14 protein-coding genes are annotated in these 14,524 nt (G+C 69.9%); 3 read left to right on the top strand and 11 right to left on the bottom strand.

Translation table 11 applies throughout. From position 1 onward, the window contains the following. Positions 1-68 precede the first annotated feature (68 nt). Positions 69-1,307: a glycoside hydrolase family 18 protein gene (locus tag ACQEV2_RS06735; protein WP_433037591.1), complete on the top strand. Its 1,239-nt coding sequence runs from the start codon at positions 69-71 to the stop codon at positions 1,305-1,307. A gap of 55 nt (positions 1,308-1,362) precedes the next feature. On the opposite strand, the gene ACQEV2_RS06740 is transcribed toward ACQEV2_RS06735, so the two are convergent. The 5 genes from ACQEV2_RS06740 to ACQEV2_RS06760 all read right to left on the bottom strand — a co-directional run bounded on the left by ACQEV2_RS06740 (position 1,363) and on the right by ACQEV2_RS06760 (position 6,509). Continuing rightward, a complete protein-coding gene (locus ACQEV2_RS06740; RefSeq protein ID WP_433037594.1) occupies positions 1,363-2,034 on the bottom strand; it encodes a TetR/AcrR family transcriptional regulator in 672 nt (223 codons plus the stop codon). Positions 2,035-2,180: 146 nt separating this feature from the next. Then, positions 2,181-2,324 carry an SCO1431 family membrane protein gene (locus tag ACQEV2_RS06745; protein WP_433037597.1) on the bottom strand — a complete coding sequence of 48 codons (144 nt, stop codon included), beginning with the start codon at positions 2,322-2,324 and terminating at the stop codon, positions 2,181-2,183. 46 nt (positions 2,325-2,370) lie between these two features. Next, positions 2,371-3,735: a peptidase C39 family protein gene (locus ACQEV2_RS06750; RefSeq protein ID WP_433037599.1), complete on the bottom strand. Its 1,365-nt coding sequence runs from the start codon at positions 3,733-3,735 to the stop codon at positions 2,371-2,373. A gap of 242 nt (positions 3,736-3,977) precedes the next feature. Beyond that, positions 3,978-5,519 carry an amino acid permease gene (locus ACQEV2_RS06755; protein ID WP_433037601.1) on the bottom strand — a complete coding sequence of 514 codons (1,542 nt, stop codon included), beginning with the start codon at positions 5,517-5,519 and terminating at the stop codon, positions 3,978-3,980. Between the two features lie 36 nt (positions 5,520-5,555). After that, positions 5,556-6,509 carry a hypothetical protein gene (locus tag ACQEV2_RS06760; protein WP_433037603.1) on the bottom strand — a complete coding sequence of 318 codons (954 nt, stop codon included), beginning with the start codon at positions 6,507-6,509 and terminating at the stop codon, positions 5,556-5,558. A 255-nt stretch (positions 6,510-6,764) separates the two neighbouring features. Between ACQEV2_RS06760 and ACQEV2_RS06765 the strand changes: the two genes are divergently transcribed. Both ACQEV2_RS06765 and ACQEV2_RS06770 read left to right on the top strand, forming a co-directional pair. Continuing rightward, a complete protein-coding gene (locus ACQEV2_RS06765; RefSeq protein ID WP_433054249.1) occupies positions 6,765-7,385 on the top strand; it encodes a uridine kinase family protein in 621 nt (206 codons plus the stop codon). A 430-nt stretch (positions 7,386-7,815) separates the two neighbouring features. Continuing rightward, positions 7,816-9,681, top strand: a complete 1,866-nt coding sequence (locus ACQEV2_RS06770) for an AAA family ATPase (RefSeq protein ID WP_433037605.1) — start codon at positions 7,816-7,818, stop codon at positions 9,679-9,681. A 25-nt stretch (positions 9,682-9,706) separates the two neighbouring features. Here the strand turns inward: ACQEV2_RS06770 and ACQEV2_RS06775 are convergent, their stop codons facing one another. The 6 genes from ACQEV2_RS06775 to ribH form a co-directional block, all read right to left on the bottom strand. Further along, positions 9,707-10,795 carry a hemolysin family protein gene (locus ACQEV2_RS06775; protein WP_433037607.1) on the bottom strand — a complete coding sequence of 363 codons (1,089 nt, stop codon included), beginning with the start codon at positions 10,793-10,795 and terminating at the stop codon, positions 9,707-9,709. Next, positions 10,792-12,117, bottom strand: a complete 1,326-nt coding sequence (locus ACQEV2_RS06780; RefSeq protein WP_433037609.1) for a hemolysin family protein — start codon at positions 12,115-12,117, stop codon at positions 10,792-10,794. Before ACQEV2_RS06780 ends, ACQEV2_RS06775 begins: the two co-directional genes overlap by 4 nt. Before the next feature lie 200 nt (positions 12,118-12,317). After that, a complete protein-coding gene (locus ACQEV2_RS06785; RefSeq protein WP_433037611.1) occupies positions 12,318-12,776 on the bottom strand; it encodes a PH domain-containing protein in 459 nt (152 codons plus the stop codon). A gap of 18 nt (positions 12,777-12,794) precedes the next feature. Continuing rightward, positions 12,795-13,646 carry an ATP phosphoribosyltransferase gene (hisG, locus tag ACQEV2_RS06790; protein ID WP_433037613.1) on the bottom strand — a complete coding sequence of 284 codons (852 nt, stop codon included), beginning with the start codon at positions 13,644-13,646 and terminating at the stop codon, positions 12,795-12,797. A gap of 59 nt (positions 13,647-13,705) precedes the next feature. Further along, positions 13,706-13,978, bottom strand: a complete 273-nt coding sequence (locus ACQEV2_RS06795; RefSeq protein ID WP_007491392.1) for a phosphoribosyl-ATP diphosphatase — start codon at positions 13,976-13,978, stop codon at positions 13,706-13,708. Positions 13,979-14,012: 34 nt separating this feature from the next. After that, entirely contained in the window at positions 14,013-14,498 is a 486-nt protein-coding gene (ribH, locus tag ACQEV2_RS06800) for a 6,7-dimethyl-8-ribityllumazine synthase (RefSeq protein WP_030946752.1), read from the bottom strand. Between the last annotated feature and the right edge of the window lie 26 nt (positions 14,499-14,524).

Here is a 14,524-nt window from a genome sequence, read left to right on the forward strand (position 1 = left end):
CGATTCTCGTCATCGCGTTCATGCCAATCGGCACACGTTCCCCTCTCCCCCACGGAGGAGAAACCCCGATGCACACTTCGCACCGCCCACGCACCCGGTTCCGGACTCTCGTGTCCGCCGCCTGCGCGGCCGTCCTCGGTGCCGGACTGCTCGCCGGCGCGGGCACCGCCACCGCCGAACCCGCCACCGCGCCCAAGCTCGCCGCCGGCTCCAAGGTCGTCGGCTACTTCACCGAATGGGGCACCTACGACCGCAAGTACTACGTCAAGAACATCGAGACCTCGGGCTCGGCCGCCAGGCTCACGCACATCAACTACGCCTTCGGCAACGTCACCGGCGGCAAGTGCGCGATGGGCGACTCCTACGCGGCGACCGAGCGGACCTACACCGCGGCCGAGTCCGTGGACGGTGTCGCCGACACCTGGGACCAGCCCCTGCGCGGCACCTTCAACCAGCTGCGCGAGCTGAAGAAGAAGCACCCGGGCCTGAAGGTCCTGTGGTCCTTCGGCGGCTGGACCTGGTCGAGCGGCTTCGGTGAGGCCGCGCGGAACCCGGCCGCCTTCGCCCAGTCCTGTTACGACCTGGTCGAGAACTCCAAGTGGGCCGACGTCTTCGACGGCATCGACATCGACTGGGAGTACCCGAACGCCTGCGGCGCCACCTGTGACACCAGCGGCAGGGAGGCCTTCAAGAACCTGATGGCGGCGGTGCGGGCCAAGTTCGGCTCCGGCAACCTGGTCACCGCGGCGATCACGGCCGACGCGACGAGCGGCGGCAAGATCGACGCGGCGAACTACGCGGGCGCGGCCCAGTACGTCAACTGGTACAACCCGATGACGTACGACTTCTTCGGCGCCTGGGACGCGACCGGCCCGACGGCCCCGCACTCGGCGCTGAACTCCTACACCGGCATCCCGAAGGCGGGCTTCCACACCTCGGCCACCATCGCCAAGCTCAAAGGCCTCGGCATCCCGTCGTCCAAGCTGCTGCTCGGCATCGGCTTCTACGGCCGCGGCTGGACCGGCGTCACCCAGTCGGCGCCCGGCGGCACGGCGACCGGCCCGGCGGCGGGGACGTACGAGCAGGGCATCGAGGACTACAAGGTGCTCAAGTCGAAGTGCCCGGCCACCGGCACGGTGGGCGGCACCGCGTACGCCAAGTGCGGAAACAACTGGTGGAGCTACGACACCCCGGCGACCATCGCAACGAAGATGACGTACAAGAACCAGCAGGGCCTGGGCGGCACCTTCTTCTGGGAGCTGAGCGGTGACACCGCGGGCGGGGAGCTGATCAAGGCGATCAACTAGCCCGGTTCACAGGGGACTTGGGGCGGAGGACCACGAGCCTCCGCCCCTTGTCGCGTCAGGCGTCGGGGCAGCCGTCGCGGCGGGCGGGCTCCGGGGCCGGGTAGGCGGGGTCCATCTCCTCGATGGCGCGCATGGCGCCGCCCAGCGTCTTCACCAGCAGCTCGCGCATCTGGTCGCGGGAGAGCTGGGGACGGTCGATCCAGTCCAGGGCGGCGCCCTCGACACTGCACACCCAGGCGAGCAGGCCCATGCGGGCCAGCGGGGCGATGTCGGTGCGGCCGTACGCCCCCTCCGCGATGGTCGCCACGATCGCCTCCCGCACGCCGTCCCGGATGGCGTGCACCTCGGTGTCGAAGCCGACACCGCCGCTGACGATGGTGCGGTACGCGGCCTGGTTGTGCTCGGCGTAGCGCAGATAGCTGTCGATGGTGCGGTGGACCCGGTCCACCGGCTGCAGTTCGATGCCGCTCGCCGCGTAGGTGACCAGGTCGGCGACGGAGTCCTGGATGATCGCCAGGTAGTAACCGCGCTTGGACTGGAAGTAGTAGTAGATGAGCCCCTTGGCGACATGGGCCTGCCGGGCGATGTCGTCCATGGAGAGCGCGTCGTACGACGTGTCGGCGAACAACTTCCGCCCGATGGTGATGAGTTCGGCACGACGCGCCACCGAACGATCGGTGCCGCGGGCCCGGGGACGGGCCGCGTCGCGCTGTTGACTGATATTCAATTTCGACCCTGTTATCCAACGGGCGGCGGGACATCCGCAGTATGGCAGACCTCCACCAGCTGCTCGTTCGAGTCTGATCGACTCTGGTGGGGCCGCCGGACAACAGGGTCGGCATATGTCCGACAAGGGGTCCGATGTGTGTCAGGTCACAGCAGACCGAGCTGGGTGACGAGCATCGCGACGACCACTACGAGGGTCCAGCCCATGACGTGCTCGACGATCTTCGGGCCGTCGTCGTCGTGGGGGCCGCCGGTGCGGACACGGGCGACCGTGGCTGAGTGCGTGGTCATAACCCCACCTTGCCACCGCGAGCGGCATGCACGGCGGAGACGTTGCTCACAGCACCCCCACCGCGGCGAGTGCCGCCCGCTGGCGCGGGGTGGGACAGGCCGGGAAGTAGAGGTAACAGACGCCGCCGGTGCCGGAGACGACCTTGCCACTGGCGTTGTACCGCTTGGTCCGCAGCCAGATGTTCTCCCATTCGCGCCGCTTGTAGACGCGCCGCACCGCCTCGTTGCTCGGCGACGCCGGGTCGTTGGCGATCACGTCGCCGTCGGAAGTGAACCCTATGACCGTCATCAGGTGCCCGGCGGTGCCGTACCCGGCCCCGGTCAGCTCCTCCTTGAGGAAGGACTGGGACGTTATGGCCGGGATCCCGGCCGCGATCAGCGTCTCCAGATCGGTGAGCGAGCCGAGCCGGGTGACCACGCCCCTCAGGTCCTCGAAGGTGGCCGCGTAGGCCGCGTTGAACGGCCAGTTGCCGCAGCCCTCGTACTGGTAGTCGTACGTGAACCGGGCCGCGTGGCAGACCTGCGGGTCGGCGTACGACGGATCGACCCAGGCCAGCTGCTCCGGGGTGAGCCGGCCGCCCCAGTACTCGATGATCATCTGCGAGGAGGTGGGGCTGCACCAGGCCTCGCCGCCGTTGTCGTACTCCGGGTACTGGCCCGCGTGGATCTCCTGCGAGTAGCGCGGGACGATCAGCTCCTGGGCCAGGCCGGGGGTGGAGGCCGGGACGGTGAAGCGGTCGGGGACGTCGGAGCCCATCGCGCCGGCCCGCCAGACCTTGGGGGTGAGCCGCGTGCCGGGCGTGCGGTAGAGGGTCAGCCGCAGCTGATAGGAGGTGAGGCGCAGCCCGGTGGTGGGGTCGTCGATGGCGAAGGTGTCCGTCCAGATGCTGCTCTTGCCGTCGCTCTGGTCGTCGACCGAGGTCCGCCTGATGTCCTGGTCGCCGGCCGCCCAGCGGCCCATCACGTACCAGGGGGTGGCGGTGCCGTCGGAGTAGGTGCCCGTCAGCTCGATCTGGAGCCAGGTGCCGGCCGGGGTGTGCGCGTTCCAGGACGCGATGGCCTCGGTCGCGGGGACGGAGAGCCGGTGGACCGGGGACGTCCAGGTCGCGTACTCCCAGCGGGCGGTCCTGCCGGTGTGCCGGTCGGTGTAGTCGGTGATGCCTGCGGGCGCGGCGATCACGATGCCGGGGCGGGCGCCCGCGACGGCACGCGTTCCCGCGGCGGCGCCACAGCGCCAGTCGGTGTACGTGGTCCAGGCGCGGTTGTCGACGGCGCGGGCCGGGGTCGGGGCGGGGGCCGCGGCGTCGGTGGTCTTGCCGGCGGCGACGGCGGGGCCCGCGTTGCCGGCGACGGCTGCGGCGACCACGGCGGCCAGGACGGTTCTCCGGGACGGCTGTTCGGCTCTGCTCATGGGCGGAAGACCCCCAGGTGTCCGAGTCGGGCAGGTCCAATGCACGGCTGTCCGCCAACTATGGCCGCAGGCGGGAGCGTCTGCCAGCACTTCGGAGCCTGGCGCGTCCACGAATATTGGTGTCGACCACTGGCATGACCTGGGGCGACCGTCCACCCCAACCCCCTACGAGGGGGGTGACGAGCGAGCGGGTCCCGGCGTACGCCACTGCCACGACGTACGCCGAGACGGGTGACGGCTCGTCAGACGAGGTCCATGGCCGCGACCTCGTCGGGGCGGCCGTAGCTGACCGGGCCGTGGAAGCGGCGGCGGGCGGTGGTGAACCACCAGACCGTGGCCACGGCCAGGACGACGGCCAGGGCGACCGGCGCGTAGTTGAAGGAGTCGGCGGTGATCGGCGAGGCCTGCGGCAGCATGAACAGGACGCTGCTGAGCAGGATCCAGGTCACCGCGACGACCCCGACCGGCCGCCCCCAGCGGCCCAGGTGCCAGGGCCCTGGCTCGAACTCGTCGCCCAGCCGCAGCCTGAGCAGGATCGGGACGGCGTAGGCGAGGAAGAGCCCGACGACGTTGACGCTGACGATGGCGGTGAACGCCGTGTGCGACCACCAGCCGGGCACCACGAGCGCCAGCGAGCAGGCGACCGCCAGCCACACCGCCTTGACGGGGGTGCGCGTGCGGGGCGAGACCGAGTGCCACCAGCGGGAGCCGGGCATCGCGCCGTCCCGGGAGAAAGCGAAGATCTGCCGGGTGTTGCTGGTGAGATTGGCCAGGCCGCAGAAGAGCATGGCGCCGATCACGATCAACAGCAGCACCTTCGCGGTGCCGACTCCGAGCCCGTCGATCAGGATCTGCACGGGAGGTGCGTCGGCGCTCGCCACCCGGTCGTAGTCACGAATGCTGTAGACCAATGCGAGCATCAGCAGCAGCCCCGCGATCGCCGAGTAACCGATCGCCCGCGTGATCCCCTTCGGCGCGTTGACCGTCGCCCGGACCGTTTCCTCGGACATGTGGAAGCTGCCGTCGAAGCCGGTGAAGGTCCAGCTCGTGACCAGCAGGCCGAGCATCCCGCCGTAAAGGCCGCTCGTGAAACCGGTGTTGTTCGCGAAATGCGTGACAAAGGAAGCCGACTGATGATGCTCGGGCATGACGATCAGCGCGCTCACGATCACCACGAGTCCGCTCAGCAGCCACCACACGGAGATCCGGTTCAGTACGGCGACCAGCTGCACGGTGAAGGTGTTGGCGAGCCCCTGCACCACGATGATCAGGGCTGTGATCAGCACTGTCCGGTGCGGGGTCGGCTCGTACGAGGGCCACTGCAGCGCCATGAAGGCCTGGACGAAGGTGGCGGCGGCGTACCCGGTGGCGGCCGTACCGCCGACCTGGCCCACGAAGTTCAGCCAGCCGGTGTACCAGGACCAGGCACCCTTGTGCCGTTTGGCGAGCTTTCCGGCGGAGAAATACAGCGCGCCGCTCGTCGGATAGGCCGAGGCGACTTCCGCCATCGCTGCTCCCACGAAGAGCACCATGACGGAGACGCCGATCCAGCCGAAGACGAGAATGCTCGGGCCGCCCGCGTTCAGACCGAACCCGAATCCCGAGAAGATGCCCGAGATGATGTTGATGATGGTGAATGAGATGGCGAAATTGTCGAACGCCTGAAAACGACGCGTGAGTTTTCTCGGATAACCCATCGCATGCAGGGTCGCGTCGTCGTCGAGCTCGATCGGAACCGCTCCTGCGCGCGCTCTGGCACGGGGAGCCGATATCCGTTCTGACACGGTCGGACCTCTCTCTTGGTGGGGGGTTGCGGTGCGTCAGGCGGCCGGCACGGGCAGGCCGCAGGCGCGGCGCGCCCGCGACAGCTGCTCGGCCGGGTCACCGAAGACGCACCAGGGCATACGGGAGGCGTAGGGCCCCATCGCCGCGAAGACGGCGCGGGCCTCCTCCTCGCGCCGGGCCATGACCAGGGCGTGGGCGAGGTAGGCCAGGTCGAGGACGGGGGTGAACCGGTATTCGGCCACCTCGGGCAGCCAGTTCTCGTGGATCGCCAGGGCGGTCGAGCGCCACTGCGGCTGCTCCCAGACCCGGTCGGCAAGCAGCTGGGTCGGGTCGTAGCACTCGACCAGGGCGACCAGCGGCAGCAGGCGCAGCGGTGAGTCGGCGGGCGCGCGCTGGCCGAGGAAGGCGGCGACGTCCCAGGCGGCGGTCACGGAGCCGCCGTGCCGGGGGAAGAAGCAGGCCAGGAAGCGGTGGTGGGCCTCGCGGTGCCAGGGGTCGAGGGAGAGGATGTGCGCGAACAGGCGCCACGGCCCGGGCGGTGCCGTGAGCAGGCCGCGCGGCGCCTGGTCGCCCAGCCGGTGCAGCCGGGCCATCGCCAGCTTGGCCACCCAGGGCGTGGGGTCGGCGGGGTCGGTCGTCGCGGCCCGGTCGCAGGCGGCCAGCGCTATCCGCTCCAGCGCCTCGGTCCGCGGGTCGTGGGCGTCGGCCGCGCGCAGCGCCCGCAGTACGGCGACCCGCGCCCACAGCAGCGCCGCCTCGGGGCCGGGCTCCTCGGCCAGCCAGCGCTCGACGAGGTCGGAGTCGGCGGCCTCCGAGGCGAGGACGAGGGAGCGATGGGCGCGCAGGCCGAAGTCGCCGCTGGTGTCGGCCAGGGCGTCGCGGGCGCTCAGATATCGGCCGGCCCGGACATCGACGCATACGCTCGCCAGCAAGCGGTCGTCGGCCGCCGGATGCCACACATACTGCCCTTCGAATAACCCCGCGGCCATCTGTCCCAGCCCATCCCCGTTGCGGCACCTCACAGTTGCACACCAAGCACCTTACTCACCGCAGGACTCAACCGGAACGCACATTTCGTGGTGACGGCCGGAGTTTTTCGGTGGGATTGCGGACAACCCCCGGCTAGTTCAAAGCGACACCTTTTCTCATCTCACCCCGCCCCTCCCGTCCCGGCACCCGCTTTAACCCTCTACTAGAATGTTCCAACGAAATATGCCCATCGCCGCTCTACTCCGGGAAAAACGATTCACGACCTCGCCACCCGGCTCCGCCGCCTCCCCCCGTCCTGCGGCCCGGTCCGCCTGATCGGCGTCGACGGGCACGCCGGCTCCGGAAAGTCCACGTTCGCCGGGCAGTTGGCCCGGTCCCTGGGCGACGCCCCGGTGCTCCATCTTGACGACATCGCGAGCCACGAGGAGCTGTTCGAGTGGACCGATCGCCTGCTGGCCCAGGTGATCGAACCTCTCGCCCGGGGCAGGACCGCCCACTACACCCCCTACGACTGGCGGGCCCGCCGCTTCGGACCACCCCTCCCCGTACTGCCCGCCCCCGTGATCGTCATGGAGGGCGTCGGGGCCGGCCGCCGTGCGCTGCGCCCGTATCTCGCCCAGTTGCTGTGGATGGAGTTGCCGCACGAGGAGTCCTGGACGCGCGGCCGTTCCCGGGACGGGGAGGAGCAGCGGGAGTTCTGGGACAGGTGGGTCAGGGCGGAACGAAAACACTTCGCCGACGACCCGTCCCGGCCGTTCGCCGACCTTCTGATTCGGCAGTGCGCCACGGGATATGAGGTGCTTACTGGGCCTGCCGGGACGGTTGGACCGGACCAGTCCCTCACACAGGGTGACGGCCCAGCGGCAATGTGCTGAACTTGTGAAGAGCCTTGCGGGAGAAGTTCCCGGAGTGCTTCAACTCGGCTTGACCCGGGGGCCGTACAGGACTTACGTTCTGAATGTGCGGCCCATCGAGGTCGCCCCTTACGCGAAGCCCCCGGTTGTTCCCCCGTGATCGGGGGCTTCGTTCTGCCCTCACACTCTCTCTCCGGGCGCCGAGAGGCGCTGTTTGCTCACCCTCGGTCACCGAGCGCGTGCGCCCGATCCGCTCCCACCTCGTCAAACGGCCGGTGCGGCACCCTGGGGCGGGCCATGCCCTCGCAGGTACGATGCCCTCGGTGCGACCTACGGACGGCTGCTCTGCGCACCGTTGCAACTCCGGTCCGCGGTACGGCGGTTCGAACAAGGCGGCCCCGGGCGACGGCCCGGCGGTCAACCGACGGGGGCACGGTTTGTGGGGGACGTGATGGACTTCGGCATGCAGGGCCCCGAGGCCCCGGCCGACCTCGCCTGGCTGCGAGGTGTGGACGCCTACACGATGGGGGCCTATCCGCAGGCGGAGGAGGAGTTCCGCACCGCGGTGCGGATCGATCCCGGGATGGCCGACGGCTGGCTCGGCCTGCACGCGCTGCGCATCGACACGACGACCGCGCTGCTGCGGATGTTCCGGCACCGGGACCGCTTCGGGGAACAGCGGACCCGGCACCGGCGGACGCTCAACTCCTGGTACTGGCTGGGCTGGTGGGTGCAGCCGGTCCTGGAGAGCCCGCGGGATCTGCTGCTGGCCCACGCCTCGCACTGGCTGGACGGCCGACACGTCCCGGAGCTGGACCGGGCGCTGGCCGGGCTTCCGCCCGTGGACACCGATCATCAGGTCCGCTTCCTGCACGCCTGCCGCGCCTATCTGGTCAAGGACTGGGAGCAGCTGGTCCGGCACACCGATCCACTGATCGACGACCCGATGCTCGGTATCGAGGCGGGCCTGTTCGGCGGTATGGCACGGGTACGGCTGGAAATGTACGGACAGGCCGAGCCGCTGCTGTCGGCCGCGCTGATGCGGTGCCGTAGCGAGCAGCCCCAGCGCAAGGAGCTGCGGTACTGGCTGGCCCGGGCGCACGAGGGCACGGGCCGGTCCGCGGCCGCCTTACCGCTCTACCGTGCCGTCCACCGCGTCGACCCCGCCTTCATGGACACCTCGGCCCGGCTCGCGGCGATCGCCGAGGGCGACGGGTACGAAGACTCCGACGACCTCGCGGCGATCACCCTGACCGGGGTCGGGCAGGATGCCGGCGACGGCCCCGACGGGCTCGACCCGCTCTTCGGCACCGAGGGCCGGGACCTGAGGCTTCCGGATGCCGACCTGCCGCCGACCGGTCCGCTGCCGTCGGTGCTCGATCCGGCGGTGCGCGAGAAGACGGTCGTGCCGTCGCAGCAGCTTCCCGCGGGGCCCACCGACCCCGAGTTGCTCGAGGAGGCGCTCGCCGAACTGGAGCGCATGGTGGGGCTCGAACCCGTCAAGCGGCAGGTCAAGGCGCTGTCCGCCCAGTTGAACATGGCCCGGCTGCGGGCCGGGCAGGGTCTGCCGGTCCAGCCGCCCAAACGGCACTTCGTCTTCTCCGGACCCTCCGGCACCGGCAAGACCACGGTCGCGCGCATCCTCGGGCGCGTGTTCTACGCCCTCGGGCTCCTCGGCGGCGACCATCTCGTGGAGGCCCAGCGGGCCGACCTGGTCGGCGAGTACCTGGGGCAGACGGCCGTGAAGGCCAACGAGCTCATCGACTCCGCGCTCGGCGGGGTGCTGTTCGTGGACGAGGCGTACTCCCTCTCCAACTCCGGCTACGGCAAGGGCGACGCGTACGGCGACGAGGCCCTGCAGGTGCTGCTGAAGCGGGCCGAGGACAACCGTGACCACCTGGTGGTGATCCTCGCCGGCTATCCGGAGGGCATGGACCGGCTGCTGGCCGCGAATCCCGGGCTCTCGTCCCGCTTCACCACTCGGGTGGACTTCCCGTCGTACCGGCCTCTTGAGCTCACCTCGATCGGCGAGGTGCTCGCCGCGGAGAACGGGGACGTGTGGGACGAGGAGGCGCTGGACGAGCTGCGGTCGATCGCCGGGCACGTCGTCGATCAGGGCTGGATCGACGAGCTGGGCAACGGGCGGTTCCTGCGGACGCTGTACGAGAAGAGCTGTGCTTATCGGGATCTGCGGTTGTCGACCTATCCCGGGGCATTGACGAGGGACGACTTGTCGACACTTCGGCTGCCGGATCTGATGCAGGCGTATGGGGAAGTGCTGTCGGGGCGGGGGCCGCAGGATCCGTCGGCGATGTGACGGACCCTGCGGCTCGGCGCCGATGTCAGCCGGCCATCGCCTCCTCCGGCTCCCCACTGCTCACCCGCGGCCCCGTCACCCGTACCTCCGGCAGTTCCCGGTGCGCCGGGTCCCGGACCTCGCCGACCAGGAGTTCCAGTACGTCCTCCAGGGCGACGAGGCCGAGGACCTTGCCGGACGCGTCGGCCACCTGGGCCAGATGCGTCGCGGCGCGGCGCATCACCGTCAGGGCGTCGTCCAAGGGGAGTTCGGAGCGGAGGGTCGTCATGGGGTGCCATACGTGTTGCGGCACCGCGCGTTCCGACTCCTCCAGGTCGAGTACGTCCTTCACGTGCAGGTAGCCCATGAAGGCGCCGTTCTCCGCCGCCACCGGGAAGCGGGAGTACCCGGTGCGGGCGGTGAGCGCGACGATCTGGCCGGGAGTGACCGACGGGCTGACCGTGACCAGGGACTCGCGCTTGAGGAGTACGTCCGTCACCGGGCGCGAGCCCAGTTCCAGCGCGTCCTCCAAACGTTCCTGCTCCTCGGGATCGAGCAGGCCCGCCTGGCCGGAGTCCTCGACGAGCCGGTTGAGCTGCTCGCTGGTGAACACCGCCTCGATCTCGTCCTTCGGCTCGACGCGGAACAGCCGCAGGATGGCCTGCGCGACCGCGCCCAGGGCCACGGTGATCGGCTTGCAGAAACGGGCGAACCACACCAGGCCGGGGCTGAGCCACAGCGCGGCCTTCTCGGGCGCCGCCATCGCCAGGTTCTTCGGCACCATCTCGCCGATGACCAGATGGAAGAAGACCACCGCGGCGAGCGCGATGACGTAGGTGAGCGGGTGGATCACGCCTTCCGGGAGATGGATCCACTCGAACAGCGGCTCCAGCAGATGCGCCACCGTCGGTTCGGCGACCGCGCCGAGCGTCAGTGAGCAGACGGTGATGCCGAACTGGGCCGCCGCCATCATCTGCGGCAACCGCTCCAGGCCGTACAGCACCTGCCGGGCCCGGGCCGTCCCCAGCGGTTCGATCTGGCTGCGGCGGACCGAGACGAGGGCGAACTCGGCGCCGACGAAGAAGCCGTTGGCGAGCACGAGCAGCGCGGCGAAGAGGAGTTGGAGCACGCTCATCGGGCGACCTCCACCACGGACCCGGTCCTGACCAGCCGGACCCGCTCGGCCCGGTAGTGGCCGACCCGGCGCACCGACAGCCGCCAGCCCGGCAGTTCCGCCTTGTCACCGACGGCCGGGATGCGCCCGAGCAGGTCGGCGACGAGTCCGGCGACGGTCTCGTACGGCCCCTCGGGCACGTCGAGCCCTATGCGCTGGAGGATGTCGACCCGGCAGCTGCCGTCGGCGTCCCAGGCGGGGCGGCCGTCCTCCGGCGGGGCGGCGGCGAGTTCGGGCACGTCCTGGCCGTCGTGCTCGTCGCGGACCTCGCCGACGATCTCCTCGACGATGTCCTCCAATGTGACCACTCCGGCCGTGCCGCCGTACTCGTCGACGACGACCGCGATGGGCTGCTCGCTGCGCAGCTGGGCGAGGAGGGGCTGGACCGGCAGGGTCTCGGGGACGAGCAGCGCCGGGCGGGCGATACGGCCTACCGGGGTGCGTAGCCGGTCACTCGAACGGATCGCCAGCGCGTCCTTCAGATGGACCATGCCGACGATCTCGTCGATCTTGTCCCGGTAGACCGGGAAGCGGGACAGGCCGGTGGCGCGGGTCAGGTTGACCACGTCCTCGGCCGTCGCCGACGACTGCAGCGCGCTGACCTTCACGCGCGGGGTCATCACGTGCTGCGCGGTCAGTTCGGCGAGCGACAGCGTCCGTACGAAGAGGTCCGCGGTGTCCTGCTCCAGGGCGCCGGCCTGTGCGGAGTGCCGGGCCAGGGAGACGAGTTCGTCGGGGGTGCGGGCGGAGGCCAGTTCCTCGGTGGGCTCGATGCCCAGGGCGCGGACGAGGCGGTTGGCGACGGAGTTCAGCGCGGCGATCACCGGGCGGAACAGGCGTGCGAAGACATGCTGCGGGCCGGCGACGAAGCGCGCGACCTGCATCGGCCGGGACACCGCCCAGTTCTTGGGTACGAGCTCGCCGATCACCATCTGCACGGCCGAGGCCAGCAGCATGCCGACGGCCACGGCCACGCCGGGCACCGCGCCCTCGGGGACGCCGATCGCCGTGAAGGGACCGCCCAGCAGCTCGGCGAGCGCCGGTTCGGCGAGCATGCCGACGACGAGGGAGGTGATGGTGATGCCGAGCTGGGTGCCGGAGAGCTGGAAGGACAGCTCCTTGAGCGACTCGACGACCCGGTGGGCCCTTCGGTCGCCCTCGGCGGCGGCCTTCTCGGCGTCCGTCGCCTCGACGGTGACCAGGCCGAACTCGGCGGCCACGAAGAAGCCGTTGGCGAGGATCAGCAGGAACGCGGCTGCCAGAAGCAGCAAGGGGATGCTCATGATGCCGCCGCCCCGGTATGTCGGGAGGGGGCGGCGCAGGTACTACAGGACGATCCGTCCATCGCTGGAGGGAATCACTCCTCGGGTAGCAGGGGCCTCTGAGGACCGGAGGGACATCAGTGGCGGAGACGCGTCAAAAACGCCTCCGCCAACAGATTAATCAAGACATGGGGACTTACGGCAGGGTGAACGCCTCTGAGTCAGCCTTGATGGCCCTCGGATTCCTTGAGGGAACGGGCCTCGACGAGCGCCCGCAGGGCACGCGCGTCGGCGATGGCGCGCTGCTTGGCGATGCCCGGCTGGATGCCGAGCGCGGGCAGGCTGGTGCCGTCGCTGAGGTTGAGGAACACCCAGGGATCACCCGGGCGGAGGGTCACCTGAAGGATTTCGGCCCAGTCGAGGCGGCGCCTGCTGGCGATGTTCACCACGGTGACACCGGACTCGTCGGCGACGACCTTGACGCGGGCCAGCATGGCCAGCACGCCGAACATCAGCGCGCCGGTGAGGACGAAGCTGAGGCGCTCGCCCGGGCCCAGCTTCTCCAGCAGCAGCGCGATCGCCGTGATGACGACGAAGATGGCGACGCCGGCGGTGAGCAGGACGGCCCGGGTGCGGCCCGGCCGGAACGTGACGGGCAGGGTGGGCAGTTCGGAGGACATCGGTGTACGGCCTCCGGCTCAGAGGCGGCAGGCGTGGATGGCCGTGGTCAGGATGGCCCGGGCGCCGATGTCGTACAGGTCGTCCATGATCCGCTGGGCTTCCTTGGCCGGGACCATCGCGCGGACGGCGACCCAGCCCTCGTTGTGCAGCGGCGAGACGGTCGGGGATTCGAGGCCCGGGGTGAGGGCGACGGCCTTCTCCAGCTGCTCGACGCGGCAGTCGTAGTCCATCATCACGTACGTCCGCGCGACCAGGACGCCCTGGAGGCGGCGCAGGAACTGCTGCACCTTGGGCTCCTCGCCGTCCGCGCCGGTCTGGCGGATGACGACGGCCTCGGACTTCATGATCGGCTCGCCGACGACTTCGAGGCCTGCGTTGCGCAGCGAGGTCCCGGTCTCGACGACGTCCGCGATGACCTGGGCGACACCGAGCTGGATGGCGGTCTCGACGGCGCCGTCGAGGTGGACGACGGAGGCGTCGATGCCGTGGTCGGCGAGGTGCTTGGCGACGATTCCCTCGTAGGAGGTGGCGACCGTCTTGCCGTTCAGGTCCGCCAGGTCGTCGCCGACGATGCCCGGCCTGGTGGCGAAGCGGAAGGTGGAGCGGGCGAAGCCGAGCGGCAGGATCTCCTCGGCGTTGGCGCCGGAGTCGATCAGCAGGTCGCGGCCGGTGATGCCGATGTCGAGCTGGCCGGAGGCGACGTAGATGGCGATGTCGCGGGGGCGCAGGTAGAAGAACTCGACGTCGTTCTCGGGGTCGACGATCCGCAGTTCCTTGGACTCGCGGCGCTGCTGGTAGCCGGCCTCATGCAGCATCTCCGCCGCAGGGCCGGACAGTGAACCCTTGTTGGGGACGGCGATGCGCAGCATGAGGTCGGCTTCCTTCGTTCGCTCTTACGGTGTGCGGGTCTTCTTGAGGCTCTGGGTGCTCAGAGGTGGGCGTAGACGTCGTCCAGGGAGATCCCGCGGGCGACCATCATCACCTGGACGTGGTACAGCAGCTGCGAGATCTCCTCGGCGGCCGCCTCCTTGCCCTCGTACTCGGCGGCCATCCAGACCTCGGCGGCCTCTTCGACGACCTTCTTGCCGATGGCGTGGACACCCTTGCCGACGAGTTCGGCGGTGCGGGATGTGGCGGGGTCGCCGTGGGCGGCCTTGTGCTGGAGCTCGGTGAAGAGCTCCTCGAACGTCTTCTTGGACATGGTGACGCTCAGCCTATGCCACATACCGGTTTCGTCAGTGCCAGGGTTCAGATACTGAGCGGAGCGTCGCCGCCGTGGCCACGGCGGCCGTCACCGCCTCGTGCCCCTTGTCCTCGTTGGAGCCCTCGATACCCGCCCGGTCCAGGGCCTGCTCCTCGGTGTCGCAGGTCAGCACACCGAAGCCGACGGGGACGCCGGTCTCGACCGAGACCTGGGTCAGGCCCTGGGTGACGCCCTGGCAGACGTACTCGAAATGGGGAGTGCCGCCGCGGATGACGACGCCGAGGGCCACGATCGCGTCGTAGCCGCGGCCCGCGAGGACCTTGGCGACCACCGGGAGTTCCCAGCTGCCGGGGACCCGGAGGAGGGTCGGCTCGTCGATCCCCAGGTCGTGCAGGGCGCGCAGGGCGCCGTCCACCAGACCGTCCATCACCTTCTCGTGCCACTGCGCCGCGATGACGGCGACCCGCAGGTCGCCCACATTGCGTACGGACAGCTCCGGTGCGCCCTTGCCGCTCACGTTCTCAGGTCTCCTCGGTGTGTCTC

Source organism: Streptomyces sp. CA-251387 (assembly GCF_050936625.1).
Classification (GTDB): Bacteria; Actinomycetota; Actinomycetes; order Streptomycetales; family Streptomycetaceae; genus Streptomyces.